The organism is Cronobacter sp. JZ38, from assembly GCF_008932145.1.
GTDB classification, from domain to species: domain Bacteria; phylum Pseudomonadota; class Gammaproteobacteria; order Enterobacterales; family Enterobacteriaceae; genus Cronobacter; species Cronobacter muytjensii.
In genome coordinates this window covers 2,032,562-2,057,339 of the sequence record NZ_CP017662.1, presented here as the reverse complement: position 1 = coordinate 2,057,339, position 24,778 = coordinate 2,032,562, and the positions used below count along the sequence as shown (strand labels likewise).

The window sequence follows — 24,778 nt, the reverse complement described above, 5'->3', positions numbered from 1 at the left end:
CGTTATTTGCCGAGCTTCGAGAGCATCTCCGGGCGCATGAACTTATTCACCACCAGCATAAACACCACCGACGGGAGCAGCAGGATCAGCGCGGTAATCGATGAGATCTGATAATTGCCGGACATACTGGCGTTATAAAGCAGTAGCGGCAGCGTGCTGATATCCGGAGCGCCGACAAAAAACGCGCCGGTAAACTCATCCAGCGATTCCAGAAACACAAAAATGCTGGCGGCGATGATGCCAGGCGCCGCCTGCGGCAGCACGATGCGAAAGAACGTGTACGCCGCGCTCGCGCCGAGGTTGCGCGCGGCGCGCGAAAGTAGCGGGTCGACGCTGCTGAACGCCGCCACGCTTATCCAGATGGCGTACATCATGCCGTGAACGCTGTGGACCAGCACTACGCCCGTTATCGTCCCGTTCAGCCCCCACTGATAAAAGAGCCGCGCCACGTTCATATAGACCGTCAGCCCCGGAAAGGCCTGCGGGATCAGAAACAGCAGCATAAAGAAAAAGCGCAGCGGCATCCCCTTGCGGGAGAGTGCGTAGCCGGCGGGCACCGCCACCACGAGACACACCGCCACGGTCAGTAGCGCGATGCCGATACTGGTGAGCAGCGATCCCCCGACATCGCTGTAGGGGCTGAATACCTGCGACCAGTATTTCATTCCCCATTCGGCGGGCAGCGCGTGCGGGAAATACCAGCGCTCCGCCACGGTCCAGATAAGCAGATTCAGCACCGGGCCGAGCAGTATCAGCAGCAGCAACACCAGCAGCAGCGTCTGCCAGAAGAGGCCCGCGCGAAACGGCGTCAGGCGAAAGGCGCGCGCGGGCGTGAACGCCGGGTTTTCCGCCATCGGGCTCATGCGTGGGCTCCTTTCTCTTTAAGCGTATGGCGCAGGTAAAACCACGACAGCGCGGCGCAAATCAGATATGAGATAACCCCGAGCGCGTTCGCGACGTGATAATCGCCATAAGAGCTGACGCGAAACGCCATATCGACGGTCATCATGGTGGGCGTGCCGGTGCCTATCATCAGCGGCACCGACAATACCGAGAGCATCGTGACGGTGGAGAGCACCAGCGCCACGCCGAGCGTCGGCAGCGCATGGGGCAGCAGCACCTGCAACAGAATCCTCAGGCGCGACGCGCCGAGATTTTTCGCCGCCTGGATCTGCGAGGGCTCAATCGCCGCCATCGCGCCGCAGGTCAGGAGCGTCACAAACGCCATCTGCTTCCAGACGAACGTAATAATGATGCCCTTCCAGCCGAGCCAGGAGACGGTGTCGAGTGGCGTCATCAGACCGCCTGCCACCAGCGCGTTATTCATCAGGCCGTTTTTGGCGAGAAACGTGCGCATCATCTGCGCCGTCACGATAAACGGAATAAACAGCGGCAGACGGTAAAGCAGCCCGAACGCGCGCGCCAGGAAAGGGTATGGCGAGAGCACAATAACGCCGGAAAGCGTCACGGCGATAACCGCCAGCAGGGCCACCGACACCAGCACGATAGCAAGCGAGAACAGAATGTCCTGCGAGTAGAGGTCAAAAACTTTACGAAAGTGCGTCAGGGTAAACCCTGAGGCGTCGGTGACAAACGCCGACACCAGCGAAAAGCCCAGCGGATATAAAAACAGGACGGCGGTAAGCAGCGCGGCGGGCGCTACCAGCAGGCCGTAATGAAGGGATTTTCTCATCAGGTTATTCCCGGAAAGTCACCAGAACAGCGCCCGACTGACCGTCGGGCGCGCGGGGGTCAGTTTGAGACCTGGCTCTCGTAGCCCTCTTTGATATCGTCAAAGTACGGGGCAATCGGGAAGCTCTTGCCGTAGTTCGCCAGCGTCTGCGGCGAGATTTCGGCGAACAATTTCTGCCAGGTCGGCGCGTCGAGCTTTGCTTTTACGTACTGCGCGTCGATGCCCGGATACCAGTTGAATTGCTTAACGATGCCCTGCGCCTGCACGTCCGGGCTTGTCGCGAGCGCGATAAAGTCCTGCGCAAGCGTCGCCTGCGCCGCACGGGCCGGGACGACGTAATACATCGGCTGGCCCGGCATCCCCGGCGCAATCAGCGCGAGCTTCAGCGACGGCGGCACTTTGCCCTGATCTTTCCAGCTATAAAACATATCCACCCACACAGGCCCCATGGCGATTTCGCCGCGGCTTAGCATATCGAGCGTGCCGGCGTTGCCCGGCGTGAAGGTCACGTTCTGGTTAAAAGCTTTGAGTTTTTCAAACGCGGGCCCCCAGCTTTTCTCGACGCTTTTATCGTAAGGCTGCGCGCTGAGCCGCGCGGCGTCGGTGCCGTAAGCGTAGATCCAGCCCACCACGAAACTCACGCCGGACATGCCGTTTTTGATGCCGTTATAGCCAAACGCCTTCGGGTTTTTCTGCGCCCACCGCACCAGCTCGTCATACGAGGCGGGCGGCGTTTTTACCAGCTCGCTGTTGTAAGCAAGCGCCGTCTGGCTCAGGAACATCGGCATCACATAGCCGTCGACATCCACGCCCAGCGCATTGCGGGCGCTCGCCTGCGAGACCATTTTCCCGGTCGGGATCTGGTCGCGGAATTTCGCCAGTAGCCCCTTTTCCACAAGCTCCCCACCCGCCTTCTGATGCACAATCGCGACGTCGATATCCCACTGCGGCGACCCGCTCTGCTGCTGGGCGGTCAGCTTTTCGATGATTTTATTAGAGCCCGCATCCCCAGGCCCGGTGCCGACCACCCGAATTTTCACACCGGGATGACTCGCCTCGAAGCGCGGCGCAAGAAAGGTTTTAACGTAATCGACCATATTCTGGTCGCCCGCTGTCGCCACGTTCAGCACCGTTTCCGCCTGCGCGCTGGCAAGCGTGCCGAACGAGAGCGCCGCGCACAGCGCAATGTGAGTTTTAGCAAACATGAAATACCCCTGACTGTGTGAGTAAAAGAGAACTAAGGCTGGTTAAAACGGTGCAGCGCCCGGGCTGGCACATGCAGCGCCACGGCGGCGTTGACGGGCCAGCTCTGCGGGCTGTCCGCCTGGAAAAGATGATGGTCGACCCGCACGCTGTGGCGATACTGGTGCCCCATAAATGCGCTCTGCTCGACGACGCCTGCAAGCGTCAGCCCGCCCGCGAGGGCCGTGCCGGGCGCGGCGCTTATCGTCACGTCGGCGCTGCGAAAACAGAGCGTCTCGCCCGCCTGCGCGCGAATACGGTTCGTGGCGCCCATAAAATCGGCCACAAACGGCGTTTGAGGCTGCTGCCAGATGGCCTGCGGCGTGCCGACCTGTTCAATACGCCCCTGGTTGAGCACCGCTACGCGGTCGGCCATCACCAGCGCCTCTTCCTGATCGTGGGTGACGATAAGCGAGGTAAAACCGAGCTGCTGTTGCAGGGTTTTGATTTCATGGCGCACATTCAGGCGCACGCGGGCATCAAGGTTTGAGAGCGGCTCGTCGAGCACGAGCACATCCGGCTCTACCGCCAGCGCCCGGGCCAGCGCCACGCGTTGCCGCTGCCCGCCGGACAGCGCGCTGATTTTGCGGTCTTCAAAGCCGGATAAATTCACCAAAGCCAGCATCTTTTTTATTTGCGCCTGGATGTCGGCCTTCGGTAATTTACGCAGGGTTAATCCAAAGCCAATATTTTGCGCCACCGTAAAATGCGGCCATAACGCATAACTCTGGAACACCATAATAATATTGCGCCGCTCCGGCGCCAGCGCGGTGATATTGCGCCCGGCGAGAATAATCTCACCGGATTCCACTGGCACAAAACCGCACAGCGCGTTTAAGAGCGTTGTTTTCCCACAGCCGGACGGGCCAAGCAGCGCAATCATTTCCCCGCGATCCACGGATAAATCAATATTGTGAAGCACCGTGTTATCGCCATAGCCCATTTTTAATTGCGTTATCTGTAAATAACTCATCGCCCTCACCTGCATTCTCGCGACATTATTTTTAACGATGAACACGTGTTCACTACGGTGTAAAAAAAATGCAACGTCGCCCCGACATGATAGGCACCTACTTTGTCGCGCCTTTGTGACAATTTAATTAAGTGAGCGGGAAAACAGGTGGGAAAATGATTATTGATGTGCTCGGCAGCGGCAGCGCGTTTGCCACGCAGCAAAATACCTCGTCAATCACTATCCAGGGCGGCGGGCAGTGGCTGGTGGATTGCGGCCCGACGATCCCGCGCGCGCTGTGGCAGCGTAAAACGGACATTAACGCTATCGACGTTATCTGGTTTACCCATATCCACCCCGACCACTGCGCGGGGCTCGCCCCGCTGCTGAACCAGTGGAAAAGTTTCGGGCGCGTCAAACCGCTCACTATTTTTTGCGAGCCTGCCCAGCGCGCGGTGTTGCAGCAGTTGTCTCTGCTGGCGGTCTGGCCGCAGACCACGTTCTGTTTTGATATCGACTGGCAGGATATTACCGCCGAGTCGCACTGGCGCGACTGGCGCATCCGCAGCGCGTCGACGCAGCATGAAATCCCGTGTCGCGCGCTGCGCATCGACGCGCACGGCATGGCGCTGTTTTACAGCGGCGACGGCCGGCCGACGCCCGACAGCCTGGCGCTGATGGCGGGCGCGACGCTGGCGTTTCAGGAGTGCGCCTCGTGGCAGGCGCTGGAGGATGACGCCTCCCACGGCGATTTCCCCTCCTGCCTGACGGTGTGCGAATGCCTGCAACTGCCCGCGCTGGGGCTTTATCACTGCTGGGAGGCGGATATTCCGGCTATTCGCGACGCCTGTGAGCGCCACCCGGCGCTGTTTTTAGCACAAGACGGCCAGCGTTACGATCTGGCTCGCCTGCGGGCGGCGTTATGAAGCCGCGTCAGACGCGGGGGGCGGTAACGGCGCAGGATGTCGCGACGCTTGCGGGCGTGTCGCGCGCCGTGGTGTCGCGCGCGCTTGGCGACAGCGGCAGCATTTCACCTGAGACCAAAGCGCGGGTGCTGGCCGCCGCCAGAGAGCTTGGGTATCAGGTTAATTTTCTGGCGCAGGGGCTTAACCGCCAGCGCAGCCAGCTTATCGGCGTGATTGTGGCGCGCATCGGCGATCCGTTTCGCAGCGCGCTGCTGGAGGCGCTCATTAAGGCTATTTCGCAGCGCGGCTACCAGGCGCTGGTGACGGAAATCGCCGGCGAGACGGAGCTTGAGATGACGCTGCGCCGTTTTATGCAATATCGCGTCTCAGGCGTGGTGGTAACGTCCGGCCAGCCGCCCGAGGCCATTATCGATGACTGCGTGCGGCATCAGATCCCGGTGGTCGGCATTAACCGCCCGGCAACGCATGCGCGGGTGGACACGGTCTGCTCCGATAATGCCCAGGGCGCGCAGCTTGCCGCCGCGCAGCTGTGCGACGCGGGCTGTCGCCGCTTTGGCTGGCTTAACTATCCGCACTCGACCTGGGCGGGCGTTGAGCGCGGCGCGGCGTTTCAGGCGGCGCTCCGCGCGCGCGGAGTGCGCGAGGCGCATGCCACGCCGCTTAACGCGCCGGAAGACGGCTACCAGGGGGGCCTTGCGGCGGCGCGCAGCGCTCACGCCTCGCTGGACGGGATTTTCTGCGCCAACGCGCAGCTCGCCTGCGGCTTTCTCGACGGCATGCGGCGGCTTGGCAAAACCGCGCCGCACGATTTTCATCTGATCGGGTTCGACAACACCCCGCAGACGGCGTATGACGCTTATCAGCTTACCACGCTGCATCAGGATGTGGCGGCGCTTGCCGCACGGGCGCTCGACTGTCTCGCCGACCGCGCGCGCCAGCCGCATACGCCCGCGCGCGTCGAGTGGGTTCCCGTCACGCTCGTGCACCGGCAGACCTCGCCCCGGGTAACCTAAACCGGGGCTGAACCGGGGGCGAAAAACAGAAATTTCCCCTTTACGCGCCCTCGTAACGGGAATATTCGTCTAAGGTTTTCATATGGTTGATTCGCAGTGGTGTGCGCTGCGCCCCGTTAAGGAGAATTAATTGATGACACAAGCCGTTACGCGCCGTCCCCGGACGCTGTTTTTCGCCATTCAGGTCGCCCTCAGCGGCGCGCTGCTGGCCTTCTCCACGCTGCCTGCCAGCGCGCAGGACGCGCCCGCGGAACGCGCCGCGCCGCAGTCGCCGGATCAGCTGCTCGGTCCGCTGTTTACCGATGTGCAGAGCGCGAAGCTGTTTCCCGATCAGAAAACCTTCGCCGATGCGGTGCCCAAAAGCGACCCATTGATGATCCTGGCCGACTACCGCATGCAGCGTAACCAGTCGGGCTTCGATTTACGCCACTTCGTCGAGCTGAACTTTACCCTGCCGCAGAAAGGTGAAGCCTATGTGCCGCCCGCAGGCCAAAGCCTGCGCGAGCATATCGACGGCCTGTGGCCGGTGCTGACGCGCTCCACCGATTCCGCCAGCAAATGGGATTCCCTGCTGCCGCTGCCGAAGCCTTACGTGGTGCCGGGGGGACGTTTTCGCGAAGTCTATTACTGGGACACCTACTTCACTATGCTGGGCCTCGCCGAGAGCGATCGCTGGGATAAAGTGCAGGATATGGTCGATAACTTCGCCCATGAGATTGACGCCTGGGGCCATATCCCGAATGGCAACCGCAGCTACTATTTAAGCCGTTCCCAGCCGCCATTCTTCTCCTTTATGGTGGAACTGCTGGCGACCCATGAAGGCGGCGACGAGACGCTGAAAAAATATCTGCCGCAGTTGCAAAAAGAGTATGCCTACTGGATGGAAGGCAGCGAAAATCTCGCGCCGGGCGACGCCCATGAGCGCGTGGTGAAGCTGAAAGACGGCGCGCTGCTGAACCGCTACTGGGACGATCGCGACGCGCCGCGTACCGAATCCTGGCTTGACGACGTGACCACCGCTAAAAACAACCCGGATCGTCCGGCGACGGAAATCTATCGCGATCTGCGCGCAGGTGCCGCCTCCGGCTGGGATTTCAGCTCGCGCTGGATGGATAACCCGCAGCAGCTCGGCTCGATTCGCACCACCACGATCCTGCCGGTGGATCTCAACGCCCTGCTGTTCCAGCTGGAAAAAACCCTGGCGCGCGCCAGCAAAGCGTCGGGCGACGCCGCGGGCGCTACCCGCTATGAATCGCTCGCAAGCCAGCGTCAGCAGGCGATGGAAACCCACCTGTGGAACGCGAAGCATGGCTGGTATGCCGATTACGATCTGAAAACCAATAAGGTGCGCGATCAGCTGACCGCCGCCGCGCTGTACCCGCTGTATGTGAAAGCCGCAGCGCAGGATCGCGCCGAGAAAGTGGCGGCCGCCACCCGCGCGCAGCTGCTGAAACCGGGCGGCATTCTGACCACCACCGTTAACTCCGGCCAGCAATGGGATGCGCCAAACGGCTGGGCGCCGTTGCAGTGGGTCGCCACTGAGGGGCTGATGAATTATGGTCAGAAAGATCTGGCGATGGACGTCACCTGGCGTTTCCTGACTAACGTGCAGCACACCTATAACCGCGAGCAGAAACTGGTGGAGAAATATGATGTCTCCTCTACCGGCACCGGCGGCGGCGGCGGTGAATACCCGTTGCAGGACGGTTTCGGCTGGACGAACGGCGTGACGCTAAAAATGCTCGACCTGCTGTGCGGCACGGAAAAACCGTGTAATGACGTGCCGCAGACGCGTCCTGGCAGCGCTAGCGCACCGCAGCAGGACAACAAAATGCTGAGCAAACCCGCCACGCAGAACACGCCTGCCGAAGCGGAAACCGCCGCACCGGCGAAAGCGGAATCTGCTGCACCGCAGCAGGACGGCAAAATGCTGAGCAAACCGGCCGCGCAGAACACGCCTGCCGAAGCGGAAACCGCCGCACCGGCGAAAGCGGAATCTGCGGCACCTGCCGAAGCTAACGCGCCTGCCGCGCCGACCAGCAGCGCTCCGGCTCCGGCTCCGGCACAGTAATACCGGCGTGACCTCCCACTGCCCTCGTTCGGGGGCAGTTTTTTTCGCTTTCTGACGCGCTTCGCGCTCTTTTTCACCAGATATATTTTCCCCGCCAATTTTGTCAGTTGAAATCCTCCGCCCTTAACGATAATAATTCGCATTCTTTATTACATATCGTTACGTCCCTGTTACACCAGCAGCGGGCAAACCTGAGAAGACAACAATGAAAATGGTTTTAACCCTGAAACGCTCCGCAGCGCTCTGTGCGCTGGCGCTGGCCGCGCCGCACGCAACGCTTGCTGAAGAGACCATCACCGTCAGCGCCGCCCCTGCGCAAACTGCTACCTCCCCCACTGAAGGCTATACGGTAAAAAGCAGCACCGGCGCGACCAAAACCGACCAGCCGCTCATCACGACCGCGCAGTCGGTATCTGTAGTGACGCGTCAGCAGATGGAAGATCAGGGGGCCAGCACGTTTACAGAGGCGCTCAATTACACGCCGGGCGTTTTCTCAAATGTGGGCGGCGGCGCGACGCGCTTTGACGCGCTGGCGCTGCGCGGTTTTCACGGCGGCGATGTCGATAATATTTTCCTCAACGGCATGCGCCTGATGAGCGACGGCGGCAGCCATAACATTTTGCAAATCGATCCGTGGTTTATTGAACGCGTGGATGTGATTAAAGGCCCGTCATCCGCGCTTTACGGACAAACCATTCCGGGCGGGCTGGTGAATCTCACGGCTAAACGTCCGCAGTTCGATTCCGAGGGGCATTTCCGCCTGTCCGCCGGCACGCAAAATACCAAAAGCGCCGCGTTTGATTACACAGACGCCATTAACGATCAGTGGGCATACCGCCTGACCGGCATTACCCGCAACACAGATACCCAGTACGACAATACCCGGGAAGAGCGTTACGCGATTTCGCCCTCCCTGCTCTGGCAACCGGACAGCGATACCAGCCTGCTGTTAAGCGCGTATCTGCAAAAAGATCCGTCAGGCGGCTATCACGGCTCTTCGCCTGCCGAGGGATCGCTTTATTCACACAATGGCCGCAAAGTCAGCCACACCTATAACGAAGGCGACGCCGGCGATGGCTATCGCCGCCGCCAGCAGATTTACAGCGTGGAGTTTGATCACCGCTTTAACGAGACGTGGTCGGTACACTCCAGCGGCAGCTATACCCACAGCAACGCCTCGCTGGATCAGGTTTACCAGACAGGGTGGCTTAGCAATAACCAGCTGGCGCGCGGCTATGTCGGCTATGAGGAGTCGCTTAACGCGTGGTCAACCGATAACCGCCTGCAGGCGGATTTCGCGACGGGCGAGGTGAACCACACCGTCGTGCTGGGCGCGGAATATCATCGGTTCCGCAATGATATCCAGGGCGCGTACGGCACCGCCGCGCCGTACAATCCGTTCACCGGCGATACGGCGCAAACCGGGCATGTGGTCACTTCCACGAATGACTTTAATCGTCGTTACTATCAGACCGGCGTCTATCTGCAGGATGAGCTGGAATGGAATCGCTGGCACGCCACGCTTTCTGGCCGCTATGACCGCATCGTGTCCCGACAGGTAAGTGATACCGCAGGCACCACGATCCGTCGCTCTGATGACCATGTTGGCGGGCGCGCCTCGCTGCTCTATGCCTTCGAAAACGGGTTATCGCCCTATATCAGCTACAGCCAGGCGATCACCCCATCCATCCTGTTCGATGCCAGCGGTGATTTTCTTAAGCCCAGCACTTCTGAACAGTATGAAGGCGGCCTGAAGTACCAGCCGCCAGGCACGTCGGATATGTACACCATCGCTATGTACGATCTGAAACAGAAAGATGTCTCCCAGCGCGATGAAAATATCGCGACGTCGAGCTATCAGGCCGTCGGTAACGTGAAGTCGCAAGGCGTGGAAATTGAAGCGCGTAACCAGCTTACGCCGCGTTTGAGCACCATTGCAGGCTACAGCTGGAACCGTGTGCGTTTTGAAGACTCTCTCGGGGGTAAAAATGGCAACACGCCGCTGCTGACGCCGGATCAGATAGCCTCGCTCTGGGCGCACTATCAGTTCGATTACGGCATTAGCGCGGGCGCGGGCGTGCGCTATATCGGCAAGCAGTGGGCGGATGACCAGAACACGCGTCGCGTCTCTTCCGTGACGCTGATGGATGCGATGGTCAAGGCCGATCTCGGCACCTGGAACAGCGCGCTCAAAGGGGCGTTTGTTCAGGTGACGGCGAATAACCTGACCGATCGCGACTATATTTCCGGCTGTTATACCACCAACTGCTACTGGGGGCGGAGCGCAGCGTGACCGCAACGGTCGGCTACGATTTCTGACATAAAAAAACGGCCCCGCGGGGCCGTTTTTTATAAACGCGTGGATGCCGTGGGGTTAATCCCTGCGCACCATGCGGAACACCAGCAGCACCACAATCGCGCCGACAACCGCCACCAGGAAGCTTGGCAGATTAAAGCCCGTCACGCTGCCGCCGATACCAAAGAAGGTCGCCAGCCAGCCGCCAACCACGGCGCCGACAATCCCCAGCACGCAGGTCAGAATAAATCCGCCGCCGTCGCGGCCTGGCATAATCAGTTTGGCGATGATGCCTGCAATAAGCCCAAACACTATCCAGGACAAAATACCCATAGTCTCCACCCTCTTGGTTAAGTTCTCAGAATGGCTTGCCGCAAGCCGCGGTAAACCGAAGTGATTCAAGTATAGGTAATAAATAAAGATTCTTCCGGTAAGCTCGGATTATCCTCATAATGAAATAAAAATATTTTAGGATAAATCTTAAGTTTCAGGCGCGCGGGCCGATAACCATCCACATCTCTCTGTCAGTATTTAAAGGAATCACGCGACGTGAGCAATTACAGTGAGCAGTTTCTGAAGCAAAACCCGCTGGCCGTACTGGGGATTTTGCGCGACTTGCAAAAAAGCCAGGCGCCGATCCGCCTTTCATGGGGTAGCTGGCAATTTATCAGCCGCATTCTCGATGCGTCGCCGGACCAGCTGGTGCTGGATTTCGGCAGCCAGACCAGCGAAAACCAGGCGGTGCAAAAAGCGACGCATATCCAGTTCAGCGCCGAAGCCCAGGGCGCCAAGGTGGAGTTTAATCTGCCTGCGCTGAACGCCGGGGAGTATCAGAATCTGCCTGCCTTTGTCGCCCCGCTGCCAGAAGCGATATGGTTTGTGCAGCGCCGCGAGCATTTTCGCATCAGCGCGCCGGTACAGCCGCAGTTTTACTGTCTGGCGCGGATGCCGGACGGCAAACTGTTTCGCGGGCGCTTACAGGATCTGTCGCTCGGTGGTATGGGAACGCTGCTGGAAGGCACGATGCCGGAAGGGCTGGAAGCCGGCATGCAATTCTCGCCGCTGGAAATCGATCTGCTGGAGTGGGGAAAATTTCGCTTCGACGCGCAGCTGCTGACTATCAGCGAGCGCAAAGTGGTGGACAGTAAAAACGAAACCATCGCCACGCCGCGCCTGAGCTTTCGCTTCTTAAACGTCAGCCCGGCGACGGAGCGCGAGCTCCAGCGCATTATCTTCGCGCTGGAGCGTATCGCCCGGGAAAAAGCCAGCCGGGTGCGCTAATCACATGGCGTTCATCGCCTGCTGCACTTTCCAGATATAACGCGGGGCCTGCGGCGCCGGATGGTTTTTCGCGACATGGTCGACAAACTCATCCGGGCTCAGGTCGTTAATCTTCTCGATAGCGGTTTTGCGATCCGACGAGAACGTACGTAGCAGTGCGCCCGCGCCATTCACGTAAGAGACCACCAGCGCGTACTGCATGGTTTGCGGCTCTTCAATGCCCTTCAGCACGCCGTGCTCCAGAATGCTCAAATACGCGGTGCCAAGCGAAATATTGCGCTCCGGGTTTTTCAGCTCGCTGGACGACGGCTGACCGCTCCAGCCCATATAGCGGTAGACTTCGCGACCGGCGGTGGAGGCTTTGATCTGCATCAGCCCGACTGCGTTGGATTTGCTCACAAGCGTCGGGTTGCCGCCCGATTCCACGGCGATAATCGCCGTCACCAGACGCGGGCTGACGCCCCAGGCCTCGCCGGCTTTCTCGGTGATTGGCATCCACTGCATCGCGCGTTTTACCGGCACCTCAGGGTTCCAGGGCGGGTTTTTATAATCCGGCGTGGAAGAACACCCGGCGAGAAACACCACTAACCACATCAACCATCTCAATTTCACGCAACTTTCCTTTCCATATCAGTGCAAAACAATGCGTCGTCCCGAACCGCAGCGCGGGCGTCCGGGTGACAACCGCTAAGGTTAGCGGCATGATAGCGGTTTCGCCTGGTATGTCAGCAAGGATTTGTTATGGCCCGTATTCATCTCATCGCCCCGTCCGGTTATTGCCTTAATCAGGATGCCGCCTGGCGCGGCGTCCGCCGTCTCGAAGAAGCCGGTTTAACGGTGGATAATCAGCAGGTTATCACGCGCCGCATGCAGCGTTTCGCCGGGCGCGACGATGAGCGGCTGGGCGATTTACAGGCCTTGAGCGCATTGTCTGAAAATGACGTTATCGTGATGCCGGTGCGCGGCGGCTACGGCATGACGCGCCTGCTGGACACCTTCGATCCGGCGCCGCTGATTGCCCGCCAGAAAGAAAACCCGCTGCTGATTTGCGGCCACAGCGATTTCACGGCGCTGCAGATGCGCCTGCTGGCGCGCGGCAACACGATAACCTTCAGCGGCCCGATGCTGGCGGGCAATTTCGGCGCGCCGGAGATGAACGATTTTACCTGGCGTCACTTCTGGCAGGCGCTGACCGAACCGGAATTTACGCTCGCGTGGCGCAGCGACGGCGCGCCCTGCGCTGTCGCAGGCACCGTCTGGGGCGGTAACCTGGCGATGCTGGCATCCATCACCGGCACGCCGTGGATGCCGCAGATTGACGGCGGCATTCTGGTGGTGGAAGACATCAACGAACACCCGTTCCGCGTGGAGCGCATGCTGCTGCAACTGCACGCCGCCGGGATCCTGACACGCCAGAAGGCCCTGGTTCTGGGCAGCTTTACCGCCGCCGCGAGCAATGATTATGACGACGGTTACTCGCTGGAAAGCGTCGCCGCCCTTCTGCGCGAACGGCTCAATATACCGGTGCTGACCGGGCTCGCGTTCGGCCACGAGCAGGAGACCGTCACGCTGCCGCTCGGCGCGCACGGCGAATTACGCCACGACGGCGAACGCGCGCAGTTGCGCCTGAGCGGCCATCCGGTGTTGTCTTCCATCCCCCCCTGCGCAGGGCTGTAAAGCGGGAACATCAGACGGCGCGGGCCAACGGAAAACAGGGCGTGCGCTGTGTCTGAAAGCCGGGCATCCGCCGTCAGGGGTTTTCAGGGGTAACGAGTGCTTTCAGACAGGAGCGCATCGTGAAGCTGGCGGTTATATCAACACAGGGCAATATTTTCGCGCCTGAGGCGGTTCTTGAGGATAGTGCAAAGCAACACGTCGATCTGACTGTCAATCCTGGCGATATCCTCTCCGGTGGGTGATGGCCTGCACAAACCGCCGACAGGCTCTTGCCGCTAAATTTGTCGACTATTAAAGGCAACCGAATGAAAACGCCGGGTTTAAACGCCCCCGCTTCTGGCGCAAAGGGGATGCGTTAGCTTATCCGAAGTTCCGCTTTGAGCGAGGGATGGACCTTGATGTTACGCCAATGCTTCATCGCTGCTCAGGAGAGTAAGCTCTCATAAATACATCAAGAGCATGCGAAACCCGGCGTTGGATTTCACTCTCAGTCAACGCTTTTCGCGCGCCGAGTTTTATCTCAAGGCTCGTCATACCCAGCCATAAACCGGCCAGATGGTCAGCTGCTTCATGGGCATTACACGCCCTGAGAAGCCCTGCTTCTGTAGCTTCATTAACAATCGTTTCCAGCATCTGCTGCGCCCGGCCCGGCCCGGCTGCATAGAAGCGCCCGGGCAGATCCGGGTGACGGATAGCAGCAGACGCAATAAGCCTGTCCCAGCCGGTCAGTTCTTTCTGGTTTATGAAACGTACAAACCTTCTACCAAAAGCGGTTAAAACTTCCTGCAGGGGCAAATCGTGGCGTTGCGAAAACTCACTGTCACTGATGGTCAGATCGGATTCGTTACGCAGCACAGCTTCAATCAGCGTTTCCTTATCAGCGAAATTCGCGTAAAGCGTGGCTTTCGCCACTCCTGCAATACGCGCTATTTCTTCAGTTGTAACGCTAAGTCCCTTTTCCAGAAACAATTTTCGAGCCGCCTGCAGTATGGCCTGTTGTTTCAGGGGATCTTTAGGCCGGCCTTTCTGTCTTTTATTTTCGTTCATCTTTTACGACCCGAAAGCAGCATGCTCATCATCAGCCCCCCGACTACGCTAATGTGCTCAAGAGCGATATGGAATTCCTGCGTGCGTGCAGGTTCACTGAATGTCCAGAAGGGATGGCCCACCGGAATAGTGAGCAATGTAAACACAATCAGCATTATCGATCCAACCCAGCCATACCCGGCTCGGTCAGAAATCACCAGAGCGGAGCCCCCAAGCTGGCACAGGATGGTTCCGACAGCGAACAGGGTAGGCAGTGGCAGGCCCACAGCCACCATTTCCTGAACAATAATGTCGAAGTTGAACAGGCCGAAGATGCCCGCCATCCAGAAAAAAAAGGTCAGCAAAATGCGTGAGAAATACAGTGTCACCGAAGAAGATTTTTGGTTGAACATGAGAATGACCACATAAATGATTAAGCAGACTGGCAAGTCTACTTATATTTATCAGACTGGCAAGTCTGTAAAATGCGATTGGTTATGAGTTTTTGACAACGAGCGTAATGCCGCTTCTGGCACAAAGCGCACGGGCCCGGGCGTAAGGTCGGCTTTGAGCGAAGCGTGAACGTCTGTAATCACTGTCATCATTAACTTAAGGGGGTTTCTGTCCCTTCAACGTCTTCAAGGCTATGTTTACCTGAACTGCCTCAGTTCAACGAAGCAAAATAGTGCGTCGGCGATTTACCCAGCGCTTTCCTGAACATGGTGATGAAGGCGCTCACCGAGTCATATCCCAGCGTGCCGGCCACGTTCTGTACTGACTTCCCCTCAGCAAGATGATTCAGGGCAATCATCAAATGAAGCTGCTGGCGCCAGCGTCCGAAGCTCATTCCCGTCGCGCTTTGCACCACTCTCGCCAGCGAGCGTTCACTGGTTGCAAGACGCACAGCCCACTGCTGCAACGTCGTTCTGTCTCCCGGATCGGCAAAAAGCGCCTCGGTCATATGGCTGATTTTAGGATGGTCGGATACAGGTAGGTGGAGTGCTTCAACGGGTGCGCCGGGAATTTGTTCCAGGAGTACGGTAGCCAGTCTGGACGTTTTACCGTCAGGCGAATACGAGGGGTCCTGCTCAGCCAGATAAAGAATGAGTTCGCGGACAAGAGGCGTAATGGCGACTGTACAGCATGTTTCAGGCATCACTGCGGCGCCGGGCTCAATAAACAGAAAACAGGTACGGGCGTTTTGCGTTACGCGGCAACGGTGAGGCGTATTACCCGGGATCCAGACAGCATGACGTGGTGGGACAAGCCACAGGGCATCCTTAACTTCACAGCTCACGGCGCCGTGTAAGGACAGGATAAGCTGACCTTTCCGGTGAGCGTGCGGAGTGATACCGGAATATTCTTGCGCCGGTGCCGCGTGCAGAGCAATCGCAGACTGAGAAAAGGTATCGGCGTCAAATTCGTCAGGCGAGGAAACCACTTTTTTATGAGCTGGCATAATTTAGCAATATGTTGTCTGATTAGCTATATCTTGTAACCGACATGTTTCTTAAAGTCTCTCTTTTTTTAGAGAACGTAAGAGATATGTCAGACACAACAAACAAGTGGCCCTCTGTCGCCCTTGTGTCCGGAATTCTTTTTATCGCCATTAACCTGCGTGTTCCCTTTACGGCGACAGCGCCCGTTTTGCAGCTCATCCAGGAGCACTTTCAGCTGAGTATCACGTCTGTTGGATGGCTTAACGCATTGCCGTTATTTGCTTTTGCGCTGTTTTCGCCAGCCAGCGCGACCATTGCCAGGAAATGTGGACTTGAGCGCACCCTTTTCGGCGCGCTGATGGTTATTTCAGCGGGTATTCTGCTGCGTTCAGCAGGTAGCGTCTGGGCGCTTTACGTCGGAACGATGCTTATAGGGATCGGTATCGCGCTGGGGAATGTCCTGCTGCCAGGGCTTATCAAGCGTAACTTTGCTGGAAACGTCGCATCAATGACCGGCGCGTACTCTATCACCATGGGGGCGGCGGGTGCCGTGGGTTCAGCCATCATCATTCCTCTGGCACAGCAATGGGGGTGGAACGTTGCCCTTTCTCTGTTAGTGATAGCGCCTGTAGTTGCTCTGGTTTTATGGTTCCCGCAACTGAGCAATCACCATAAGCACAAACTCTCAGGTCCGCATCAGACCAGGAGCGTCTCCGTATGGACATCTCCTCTGGCGTGGCAGGTCACTCTGTTCATGGGATTAAACGCAATGCCCTTCTATGTAGCGGTGGGCTGGCTGCCAGCGATCCTTACCGATAATGGTATTTCGCCTGAAAAAGCGGGTGCCATCCACGGGATGCTGCAATTCACCACCGCTATTCCTGGGCTAATACTGGCGGCCACGCTGCGTCGTCTGAAGGACCAGAAAATGGCAGCCGTTGTTGTCAGTTTGCTGTCCGGAATATCCCTTATCGGAATGTTGTATACACCAGGCCTGTCAATGCTGTGGGCTGCGATTCTGGGATTCGGTTGCGGCGCCAGCATGATGTTGGGGCTGACGTTCATCGGTTTACGCACGAAAAATGCTGGCGATGCTGCAGCACTATCAGGCATGGCCCAGTGCGTAGGCTATCTGATGGCTGCAATGGGTCCCTTGCTGCTGGGTAAAGTCCACGACTGGTCCGGCGGCTGGACGGTACCGCTGCTGATGACCGCAGCCATTACTGTGGCCAGCGCCTGTACCGGTCTGGCAGCGGGACGAAACGTCTATCTGGAACCCGCCGCCTCGACAGGCTGATTCTTATCGCTCGCTAAACCGGTGAAAAACTTGTTAAGACAAATTTTAATTGTTTGAAAAGGCAGTGTTTTATGAGCAATATTCTGATTATTAATGGCGCCAAAAGTTTTAATTTCGCCAAAGGCGAGTTAAACGAACTCTATGTCAACACTGCGCGTGAGGTGTTGAGCCAGCTAGGGCACCATGTGTCCGTGACTAAGGCTGACAGCGATTTTGATCCGCAGAACGAGATCAGCAAAATTCATAACAGCGATGTTTTGATTTATCAGATGCCGGGATGGTGGATGGGCGAACCCTGGACGGTGAAGAAATGGGTCGATGAAGTATTCACCCAGGGGCATGGCTCTCTGTATGAAAGCGATGGTCGTACGCGCTCTGATGGATCAAAAAAATACGGTTCGGGTGGTCTTCTTCACAATAAAAAATACATGTTGTCCCTGACATGGAATGCCCCTCTGGAAGCTTTTAACGATCCTGAGCAGTTCTTTGAGGGCTTTGGTGTGGACGGGTTATACCTGCATTTTCATAAGGCCAATCAGTTCCTGGGCATGACAGCGCTGCCTACCTTCATCACCAATGATGTAGTCAAATCGCCGGATGTGGAAAATGAAATCCGACGTTTCAGGGATCACTTGATAGCGACATATTCCTGATCCATGACAATGCCTTTGATTTTCAGACTCAGGTTTTCACCGTCCGGATTCCTCAGCAGGTTTTTACCTTACCCAACGTTAGCAGGGCAATAAGTAATGTCCGCTTCTGGACGAAGCGGACAAACCCTTTTTAACCGATCAGATACGCGTTCCTTCAACCAGAACAAACGTGCCGGTCGCCGCGCCGGAGCGTAACGCTCTGGCCGCCTGATACGCCGGGCTCTCATAAAAACGTTTTGCCTCATCAAAGGACGCGAACTCAAAAATCACATGCTTTTCATGAGATTCGCCTTCAAGGTTCTCATACTGCCCTGACCAGGCAACAATATGAGGGCTGAATTCCTGCATGGCGCTGGCGGCGGCCTCGGCATATTTCGCGTAGGCAGCCGGATCGGTGATGGTGACGTGAGCCACCAGATAACCTTTATTCATGGTGTTTTCCTTCATTAACAGTGGGGTTGACGCGCGAAGGCGGGAGCCGGAGCGCACGCAAAAGGGGTTTAGCTGTTCGCTGCCTGAGCGCCGGCAGGTGCCGGATAGCGCGCGGCATCCTGACGCTCAATCATCCATGCCGGGTAATGCGGCGGCATCGCGCTTACCGCATCCAGACGCGCCAGTTCATCGGTAGTGAGCGTAATGGCGGCCGCCGCGAGATTATCGGTGAGCTGTTCAGAGCGTTTTACTCCGATAATCACACTGGTGACCGCCGGACGGGCAAGAAGCCAGGCGATGGCAATCTGGCTGACCGATACCGAACGCGCGTCTGCGATAGCCCGCATTTCGGCCACGCATCGCCAGGCGAGGTCACGGTCGACAGGCGGGAAATCGAATGTGCTGCGGCGCGCATTGCGATCCGCAGACGCACCGGGGCCGAATTTCCCGGACAGTAAGCCTCCGGCGAGCGGCGACCAGACCATCAGCCCCAGTTTTTCTTCGTTAACCAGCGGCACCAGTTCGCGCTCAATGTCGCGGCTGGCAATGGAATAATAGGCCTGCAATGTCTCAAATCGCGTCGCGTGCAGCGCCTCACTCAGGCCCAGCGCCTTACCGAGCCTGCCAGCGGCCCAGTTGGAGACGCCCACATAACGCACCAGCCCCTGGCGGGTCAGATCGTCAAGCGCACGCAGCGTTTCCTCGACCGGCGTAACGCTGTCACTGGCGTGGATCTGGTATAAATCGATATGGTCGACCTGCAACCGCTCCAGGCTCCGCTGTACGGAATCCATAATGTGCCCGCGCGATGCGCCCCGATCGTTAGGCCCTTTACCCATCACGCCCCCCGTTTTGGTCGCCAGAATGATGTCGCTGCGCGCCACGCCAAGTTCTTTAAGCGCTACCCCCGTTATCCTTTCTGACTGACCGAAGGAGTAAATATCGGCGGTGTCGATAATGTTAATTCCGCCTGCCAGCGCCTGCGCGATAAGCTGGTTGGCCTCGTCCTGCGCGACCGCGCCGACAGAAGCCCACATACCCGCGTCGGCGTTACCACCAAGCGTCATCGTGCCGAGGCACAGTTCCGACACGAACATGCCTGTCCGTCCCAGTTGTTTATATTTCACGGTATTCTCCTTTGAGCATCGGCTGCCCGGTGTTGCACGCTCATCGTTTAAGCGTGATGCTCGCCAGCCTGTCTCTGGCCGACGTTATGCGGGGTACGCGGTGTGAAAGCAGTCTATTAAGTATTAATATGGGTATAAATAATCGTAAAAAGAACGTACTGTTACTCGTGAGATGAACAATGAGAAACCTTGAACCGCTGATGATCTTTGCGCGCGTGGCGGAGATGAAGAGTTTTACGCAGGCGGCTGAAAGCTTAGGGATCCAGAAAGGGCGCGCCTCTGTGGTCGTCCGCGAGCTTGAACAGGCGCTCGGCGCCACGCTTTTGAACCGCACGACGCGAACCGTTCAACTCACCGAAGAAGGCCGCGCGTTTTATACCCGCGCACGCGATTTGCTCTCAGAAGTCGAAGAACTTACCTCCATGTTCGCTCTCAGCACGACGCCGCTACGGGGGCGTTTACGGGTCGATATGCCGGCGGTGCTGGCAGAGAACGTGGTCATTCCCGCCCTGCCCTCACTGCTTGAAGCCCATCCTGAACTTGAACTGGAGATTTCCAGTACCGACCGTCGGGTTGATCTTATTCAGGAAGGGTTCGACGGCGTGATCCGCCTGGGGCCCATCGTTGATGAAACGCTGGTGGCCCGGCCGCTTGGCAAATTACGGATGATCAATGCCGCCAGTCCGGATTACCTGGCGCGCTATGGCGTGCCGCAGACCCTTGATGACCTAATCCGGCAAGGGCACAGGATGGTGCATTACATGCGCAGTTTTAGCGCCAGGCCTGATGGATGGGAGTATCCGACAAAAGAGGGTTACCAGTCGCTGATGTTACCGGGAGCCATCAGGGTCAATAGCGTGCAGGCGTATCATAAGGCGGGGCTGGCGGGTTTAGGGCTGATTCAGGGCGGTTATTCCACCCTCGCGCCCTGGGTTGCGCGCGGTGCGCTTATTGAAATCCTCCCGGATCTACGCCCCGCCCCGCTGGACGCGTCTTTCGTCATCGCGCACCGACGCAATTTGTCGCGGCGCGTCAGAGCCTTTATGGCCTGGATTGAAGAGGTGTTACGCCCGTATTTTGACTGACGCCGGTAAGCCGCAGAGCGGATCAGATTTACCCGGATGCCTTAAGAATATGCTCAATCCCGAGCCGTCGATGAAACCGCGCGTTTGGTGCGAAAAATACGTAACAGGACGGCGGGCAAGCCTGCTCATCGGCTCCCCTGACGTGCAGATTCGCCTGAAACCGCAGGAAAAGTATATTCACCATGCTAATTAAACCGATTGGTTCATAATTAATATGTTAAGTTTTTAAAAAACACATCAGCAGAGGAGAGCGCGCACGTTGGACGCCGGGACGATAATTAGTCTGTTTATTCTGGGTTCGGTACTGGTCACCTGCAGTATCCTGTTAAGTTCATTTTCGTCGCGTCTTGGTATCCCCATTCTGGTGATTTTCCTGGCTATCGGCATGCTTGCGGGCGTCGATGGCGTAGGCGGCATTCCGTTCGACAACTACCCGTTAGCGTATCTCATCAGTAACCTGGCGCTGGCCGTGATCCTGCTTGATGGCGGGATGCGTACCCAGGCGAGTTCGTTTAAGGTCGCGCTCGGCCCTGCGCTGTCGCTGGCGACCGTCGGGGTGCTTATCACCTCGGGGCTGACCGGCATGGCCGCCGCGTGGCTGTTTCACCTCGACCTTATCGAAGGGCTTCTGATTGGCGCGATTGTCGGCTCCACCGACGCCGCGGCCGTCTTTTCACTGCTTGGCGGCAAGGGGCTTAACGAACGCGTCAGTTCCACGCTTGAGATTGAATCCGGCAGCAACGACCCGATGGCGGTGTTTCTGACCATCACGCTTATCGCGATGATTCAGGAGCATCAGACCGCCCTGAGCTGGCTGTTCCTGGTGCACATTGTCCAGCAATTCGGGCTTGGCATTGTCATCGGTCTCGGCGGCGGCTGGCTGCTGCTGAAGATGATTAACCGCATTCCGCTGCCTTCCGGGCTCTATCCGCTGCTGGCGCTGAGCGGCGGGATCATGGTCTTTTCTGTCACCACCGCGCTGGACGGCAGCGGCATTCTGGCGGTCTACCTGTGCGGCTTTGTGCTGGGTAATAAGCCGATTCGCAGCCGCTACGGCATTCAGCAAACCTTCGACGGCCTCGCCTGGCTTGCGCAAATCGGCATGTTCCTCGTGCTGGGCCTGCTGGTGACGCCCTCGCACCTGCTGCCTATCGCCGTGCCCGCGCTGCTGCTGTCGCTGTGGATGATTTTTATCGCCCGTCCGCTCTCCATCTTTACAGGGCTCCTGCCGTTTCGCGGGTTTACGCTGCGCGAGCGCGTGTTTATCAGCTGGGTGGGGCTTCGCGGCGCAGTGCCGATTATTCTCGCGGTATTCCCGATGATGGCGGGCCTTGAGCGCGCCAACCTGTTCTTCGACGTGGCGTTTTTCGTGGTGCTGGTGTCGCTGCTCTTTCAGGGCACGACGCTTGGCTGGGCCGCGAAAAAGGCCAAAGTGGTGGTGCCGGAAGTCGGACGCCCGCAGTCGCGCGTGGGGCTTGATATTCACCCGGAAAACCCGTGGGAGCAGTTTGTTTATCAGTTGAGCGCCGATAAATGGTGCGTGGGCGCGGCGCTGCGCGACCTGCATATGCCGAAAGAGACGCGCATCGCGGCGCTGTTCCGTGACAACCAGCTGATGCACCCGACCGGCAGCACGCGTCTGCGCGAAGGCGATGTCCTGTGCGTGATTGGCCGCGAACGCGACCTGCCGGCGCTGGGCAAGCTCTTTAGTCAGTCGCCGCCGGTCGCGCTCGATCAGCGCTTCTTCGGCGATTTTATCCTCGAAGCGGACGCCAAATTCGCCGACGTGGCGTTTATCTACGGGCTTGACGATCAGTCGGCCGTCGATAAAGAGCGCACCATCGGCGAAGTGGTGCTGGCGCTGATTGGCGCCGCCCCGGTGGTGGGCGACCAGGTGGATTTCGCCGGAATGACGTGGACAGTGGCGGAGAAAGAGAACAACCAGATCCGCCGCATCGGTCTGAAAGTGGCGGAAGACGACGACGAATAAACGCGTTGCGCTGTTACGTCGCGACAAAAAGGGAAACCCACGGGTTTCCCTTTTTTATGGCCAAAGGCGACAGGTTTAGCGTGTACTGACCGGCACGCGCGGCGCCAGCGCGCACATCAGCTCATACCCGACTGTACCGCTCGCTGCGGCCACGTCGTCTATCTTAATCTCGTTGCCCCACAGCTCCACCGGGCTGCCGATGCCCGCCTGCGGACAGGGCGTGAGATCCACCGCCAGCATATCCATCGATACCGTCCCGACGATGCCGGTACGCACGCCATCCACCAGCACCGGCGTGCCGTCCGGCGCGTGGCGCGGGTAGCCGTCGGCGTAACCGCCCGCGACAATCCCGATGCGCTGCTCACGCCCGGCGCGATAGCGGCTGCCATAGCCGACCGTCTCGCCCGGCCTCAGCGTCTGGACGCCGATAATCTCACTTTTGAGCGTCATCACCGGTTGCAGCCCGCTGGTGGCGATATCGCGCCACTGGCCGCTCGGCGAGGCGCCGTAAAGCACGATGCCGGGGCGCACCCAGTCGAAATGCGCCTGCGGGTGCCAGAGCGCCGCGGCGGAATTTGAGAGCGAACGCGGCGCGTCAATACCTTCCGCCGCCTGGTTGATGCGCACCATCGCCTCGTCGATGCCGTCCGGGCGATCGGCGTCGGCGAAGTGCGCCATCAGGGTTACCTGTCCCACATTCGCAATCGCCTTTAACTGCTGGAAGATGCTGTGTACCCGCTCCGGCGCGAAGCCGAGGCGGTTCATGCCGCTGTTGATTTTGAGATAGACATCGAGCGGCGCGTTGAGCTTCGCCCCGGCAAGCGCCTTCAGCTGCCAGTTGCTGTGCACGCTGGTGGTGAGGCGATATTTATCCAGCAGCGCCAGTTCATCGGCATGAAAAAAGCCTTCCAGCATCAGGATGGGGCCTTTCCAGCCGCGCTCGCGCAGCAGAATAGCCTCTTCGAGATTGAGCATCGCGAAGCCGTCGGTCGCGCCAAGCGCCGACCAGACGCGGTCAAGCCCGTGCCCGTAAGCGTTCGCCTTGACCACGGACCAGACGCGCGAACGCGGCGCGGCGCGGCGGACCACTTCCAGATTGTGACGCAGAGCCTGCAAATCCAGGCTCGCCTGTATCGGACGAGACATGCGGGTTCCTTCTCAGGGATGCGCGCCATGCAGACGGTGCGAGGATGAAGGCGTAAAGCCGGGCGCGTAGCGGGCCACCGAAAGATCTTCAAACGGAATGGCGGGCGTGCGACCAGAGATAATATCGCTCAACAGTTGGCCGGAACCGCAGGCCATCGTCCAGCCGAGCGTGCCGTGGCCGGTGTTAAGCCACAGGTTTTTAAACCCGGTGCGCCCCACGACCGGCGTGCCGTCCGGCGTCATCGGGCGCAGGCCAGTCCAGAATTTCGCCTGTTCTATGTGTCCGCCGCGCGGGTAGAGGTCACGCACCACCATTTCCAGCGTCTCCTGACGCGGTTTCAGCAGCTCGGTGTTAAAGCCGACGATCTCCGCCATACCGCCGACGCGGATGCGGTTATCAAAGCGCGTAATGGCGATTTTGTAGGTTTCATCCAGTACCGTGGAGACCGGCGCGCCGGTTTCATCGGCGATCGGGATGGTGAGCGAGTAGCCTTTCAGCGGGTAGACCGGAATATCGACAATGCCTTTGAGCATCGCGGTGGAGTATGAGCCGAACGCCATCACGTAGCCGTCCGCCTTGATGATTTCCTCGCCGCACTTCACGCCATAGATGCGCTGGCCTTCCGAAAGCAGGCGGTCTACCGGCGTGTTGTAGCGAAATACGACGCCCGCCTCTTGCGCCATCTGCGCGAGGCGCGTGGTGAAAAGCTGGCAGTCGCCGGTTTCGTCGTTCGGCAGTTGCAAGCCGCCAGTAAGCTTATGCGCGACGTCGCCCAGCGCCGGTTCCACCTGCGCCAGCTCGGCCGCTTTCAGCAGCCGGAACGGGACGCCTTCACTTTCCAGCACCGCAATATCGCGCGAGGCGTTTTCATACTGCTGTTCGGTGCGAAAGAGTTGCAGCGTGCCGCCCTGGCGGCCTTCATACTGAATGCCGGTGGATTCACGCAGCGCTTTTAAACAGTCGCGGCTGTATTCCGCAAGGCGCACCATGCGGCCTTTATTCTGCATATAGTGGCGTGTGTCGCAGTTGCGCAGCATCTGCCACATCCACTTAAGCTGGAAGTGCGTGCCGTCCAGGCTTATCGCCAGCGGCGCGTGGCGCTGGAACATCCACTTGATGGCCTTCAACGGCACGCCGGGCGCAGCCCAGGGTGCTGCATAACCGGGCGAGATCTGTCCCGCGTTGGCGGCGCTGGTTTCCAGCGCCGGGCCCGGCTCGCGATCGATAACCGTCACATCATGCCCCACCTGGCGTAAATACCAGGCGCTGGCCACGCCGACTACCCCACTCCCCAGCACGACTACATGCATGTCCTCTTCCTTCTCAGGCTAAAGAATAATTAACTGATTACAAATTGATAACCCAGAAGAAAATATTATTCAACATATGGCTTTTTTATGGTGAGCCGACTCACATCTTTCCCCGCCACAG

At 58.5% G+C, this 24,778-nt stretch carries 23 protein-coding genes and 1 pseudogene; 11 read left to right on the top strand and 13 right to left on the bottom strand.

Annotated features, from left to right (window positions below):
• Window positions 1–2: 2 nt before the first annotated feature.
• From BJP61_RS09750 to BJP61_RS09735, 4 genes are read right to left on the bottom strand one after another with little or no spacing between them, the layout of a single operon-like run.
• The gene (locus BJP61_RS09750) at window positions 3–863 is read right to left on the bottom strand and encodes an ABC transporter permease subunit (RefSeq protein ID WP_171998214.1); all 861 of its coding nucleotides are present in this window, start codon (window positions 861–863) and stop codon (window positions 3–5) included.
• Entirely contained in the window at window positions 860–1,693 is an 834-nt protein-coding gene (locus BJP61_RS09745; RefSeq protein ID WP_171998213.1) for a sugar ABC transporter permease, read from the bottom strand. The genes BJP61_RS09750 and BJP61_RS09745 overlap by 4 nt, the downstream gene beginning before the upstream one ends.
• A 59-nt stretch (window positions 1,694–1,752) precedes the next feature.
• On the bottom strand, window positions 1,753–2,898 hold the full coding sequence (locus tag BJP61_RS09740; RefSeq protein ID WP_171998212.1) for an extracellular solute-binding protein: 1,146 nt from the start codon (window positions 2,896–2,898) through the stop codon (window positions 1,753–1,755).
• Between the two features lie 32 nt (window positions 2,899–2,930).
• Window positions 2,931–3,908 (bottom strand): ABC transporter ATP-binding protein, encoded by a 978-nt coding sequence (locus BJP61_RS09735; RefSeq protein ID WP_075193590.1) that lies wholly within the window; start codon window positions 3,906–3,908, stop codon window positions 2,931–2,933.
• A gap of 155 nt (window positions 3,909–4,063) precedes the next feature.
• Between BJP61_RS09735 and BJP61_RS09730 the strand changes: the two genes are divergently transcribed.
• From BJP61_RS09730 to BJP61_RS09715, 4 genes and pseudogenes are all read left to right on the top strand, one after another.
• Window positions 4,064–4,813: a ribonuclease Z gene (locus BJP61_RS09730; protein ID WP_161580193.1), complete on the top strand. Its 750-nt coding sequence runs from the start codon at window positions 4,064–4,066 to the stop codon at window positions 4,811–4,813.
• The gene (locus BJP61_RS09725; protein WP_171998211.1) at window positions 4,810–5,826 is read left to right on the top strand and encodes a LacI family DNA-binding transcriptional regulator; all 1,017 of its coding nucleotides are present in this window, start codon (window positions 4,810–4,812) and stop codon (window positions 5,824–5,826) included. Before BJP61_RS09730 ends, BJP61_RS09725 begins: the two co-directional genes overlap by 4 nt.
• 133 nt (window positions 5,827–5,959) lie before the next feature.
• A complete protein-coding gene (locus BJP61_RS09720; protein ID WP_171998210.1) occupies window positions 5,960–7,897 on the top strand; it encodes an alpha,alpha-trehalase in 1,938 nt (645 codons plus the stop codon).
• A 205-nt stretch (window positions 7,898–8,102) separates the two neighbouring features.
• Window positions 8,103–10,216: pseudogene (locus BJP61_RS09715) on the top strand (TonB-dependent siderophore receptor).
• Between the two features lie 55 nt (window positions 10,217–10,271).
• On the opposite strand, the gene BJP61_RS09710 reads toward BJP61_RS09715, so the two are convergent.
• Window positions 10,272–10,526, bottom strand: a complete 255-nt coding sequence (locus tag BJP61_RS09710; RefSeq protein WP_038862478.1) for a GlsB/YeaQ/YmgE family stress response membrane protein — start codon at window positions 10,524–10,526, stop codon at window positions 10,272–10,274.
• Between the two features lie 216 nt (window positions 10,527–10,742).
• Here BJP61_RS09710 and BJP61_RS09705 point away from each other — a divergent pair, with 216 nt between their 5' ends.
• Window positions 10,743–11,474 carry a flagellar brake protein gene (locus tag BJP61_RS09705; RefSeq protein WP_038862476.1) on the top strand — a complete coding sequence of 244 codons (732 nt, stop codon included), beginning with the start codon at window positions 10,743–10,745 and terminating at the stop codon, window positions 11,472–11,474.
• Here BJP61_RS09705 and emtA read toward each other — a convergent pair whose 3' ends face one another.
• A complete protein-coding gene (gene emtA, locus BJP61_RS09700; protein ID WP_075193586.1) occupies window positions 11,475–12,086 on the bottom strand; it encodes a membrane-bound lytic murein transglycosylase EmtA in 612 nt (203 codons plus the stop codon).
• Window positions 12,087–12,215: 129 nt separating this feature from the next.
• On the opposite strand from emtA, the gene ldcA reads away from it, so the two are divergent.
• Together ldcA and BJP61_RS21685 are read left to right on the top strand one after the other, a co-directional pair.
• Window positions 12,216–13,151 (top strand): muramoyltetrapeptide carboxypeptidase, encoded by a 936-nt coding sequence (gene ldcA, locus BJP61_RS09695; RefSeq protein WP_171998209.1) that lies wholly within the window; start codon window positions 12,216–12,218, stop codon window positions 13,149–13,151.
• A gap of 119 nt (window positions 13,152–13,270) precedes the next feature.
• Window positions 13,271–13,393: a hypothetical protein gene (locus BJP61_RS21685; RefSeq protein ID WP_255485523.1), complete on the top strand. Its 123-nt coding sequence runs from the start codon at window positions 13,271–13,273 to the stop codon at window positions 13,391–13,393.
• Between the two features lie 172 nt (window positions 13,394–13,565).
• On the opposite strand, the gene BJP61_RS09690 is transcribed toward BJP61_RS21685, so the two are convergent.
• The 3 genes from BJP61_RS09690 to BJP61_RS09680 all read right to left on the bottom strand — a co-directional run bounded on the left by BJP61_RS09690 (window position 13,566) and on the right by BJP61_RS09680 (window position 15,636).
• On the bottom strand, window positions 13,566–14,198 hold the full coding sequence (locus BJP61_RS09690) for a TetR/AcrR family transcriptional regulator (RefSeq protein ID WP_161580188.1): 633 nt from the start codon (window positions 14,196–14,198) through the stop codon (window positions 13,566–13,568).
• The gene (locus BJP61_RS09685) at window positions 14,195–14,590 is read right to left on the bottom strand and encodes a DoxX family protein (RefSeq protein WP_075193582.1); all 396 of its coding nucleotides are present in this window, start codon (window positions 14,588–14,590) and stop codon (window positions 14,195–14,197) included. Before BJP61_RS09685 ends, BJP61_RS09690 begins: the two co-directional genes overlap by 4 nt.
• Window positions 14,591–14,841: 251 nt before the next feature.
• Complete coding sequence (locus BJP61_RS09680) at window positions 14,842–15,636, bottom strand: helix-turn-helix transcriptional regulator (RefSeq protein WP_161581580.1); 795 nt, start codon at window positions 15,634–15,636, stop codon at window positions 14,842–14,844.
• Window positions 15,637–15,722: 86 nt separating this feature from the next.
• On the opposite strand from BJP61_RS09680, the gene BJP61_RS09675 reads away from it, so the two are divergent.
• Together BJP61_RS09675 and BJP61_RS09670 are read left to right on the top strand one after the other, a co-directional pair.
• Window positions 15,723–16,913, top strand: a complete 1,191-nt coding sequence (locus BJP61_RS09675) for a CynX/NimT family MFS transporter (protein ID WP_171999295.1) — start codon at window positions 15,723–15,725, stop codon at window positions 16,911–16,913.
• A gap of 71 nt (window positions 16,914–16,984) precedes the next feature.
• Entirely contained in the window at window positions 16,985–17,566 is a 582-nt protein-coding gene (locus BJP61_RS09670) for an NAD(P)H-dependent oxidoreductase (protein WP_161580185.1), read from the top strand.
• 138 nt (window positions 17,567–17,704) lie between these two features.
• Here the strand turns inward: BJP61_RS09670 and BJP61_RS09665 are convergent, their stop codons facing one another.
• Together BJP61_RS09665 and BJP61_RS09660 are read right to left on the bottom strand one after the other, a co-directional pair.
• Entirely contained in the window at window positions 17,705–17,998 is a 294-nt protein-coding gene (locus BJP61_RS09665) for a DUF1330 domain-containing protein (RefSeq protein WP_075193578.1), read from the bottom strand.
• Between the two features lie 68 nt (window positions 17,999–18,066).
• Window positions 18,067–19,125, bottom strand: coding sequence for an aldo/keto reductase (locus tag BJP61_RS09660; RefSeq protein ID WP_171998208.1), 1,059 nt, complete (start codon window positions 19,123–19,125; stop codon window positions 18,067–18,069).
• A 179-nt stretch (window positions 19,126–19,304) separates the two neighbouring features.
• On the opposite strand from BJP61_RS09660, the gene BJP61_RS09655 reads away from it, so the two are divergent.
• Both BJP61_RS09655 and BJP61_RS09650 read left to right on the top strand, forming a co-directional pair.
• Window positions 19,305–20,210 (top strand): LysR family transcriptional regulator, encoded by a 906-nt coding sequence (locus BJP61_RS09655; protein WP_038862458.1) that lies wholly within the window; start codon window positions 19,305–19,307, stop codon window positions 20,208–20,210.
• A 259-nt stretch (window positions 20,211–20,469) separates the two neighbouring features.
• Window positions 20,470–22,200 (top strand): potassium/proton antiporter, encoded by a 1,731-nt coding sequence (locus BJP61_RS09650; RefSeq protein ID WP_171998207.1) that lies wholly within the window; start codon window positions 20,470–20,472, stop codon window positions 22,198–22,200.
• Between the two features lie 75 nt (window positions 22,201–22,275).
• Here the strand turns inward: BJP61_RS09650 and dadX are convergent, their stop codons facing one another.
• The gene (gene dadX / locus BJP61_RS09645) at window positions 22,276–23,346 is read right to left on the bottom strand and encodes a catabolic alanine racemase DadX (RefSeq protein ID WP_075193575.1); all 1,071 of its coding nucleotides are present in this window, start codon (window positions 23,344–23,346) and stop codon (window positions 22,276–22,278) included.
• 12 nt (window positions 23,347–23,358) lie between these two features.
• A complete protein-coding gene (locus BJP61_RS09640) occupies window positions 23,359–24,657 on the bottom strand; it encodes a D-amino acid dehydrogenase (protein ID WP_171998206.1) in 1,299 nt (432 codons plus the stop codon).
• Between the last annotated feature and the right edge of the window lie 121 nt (window positions 24,658–24,778).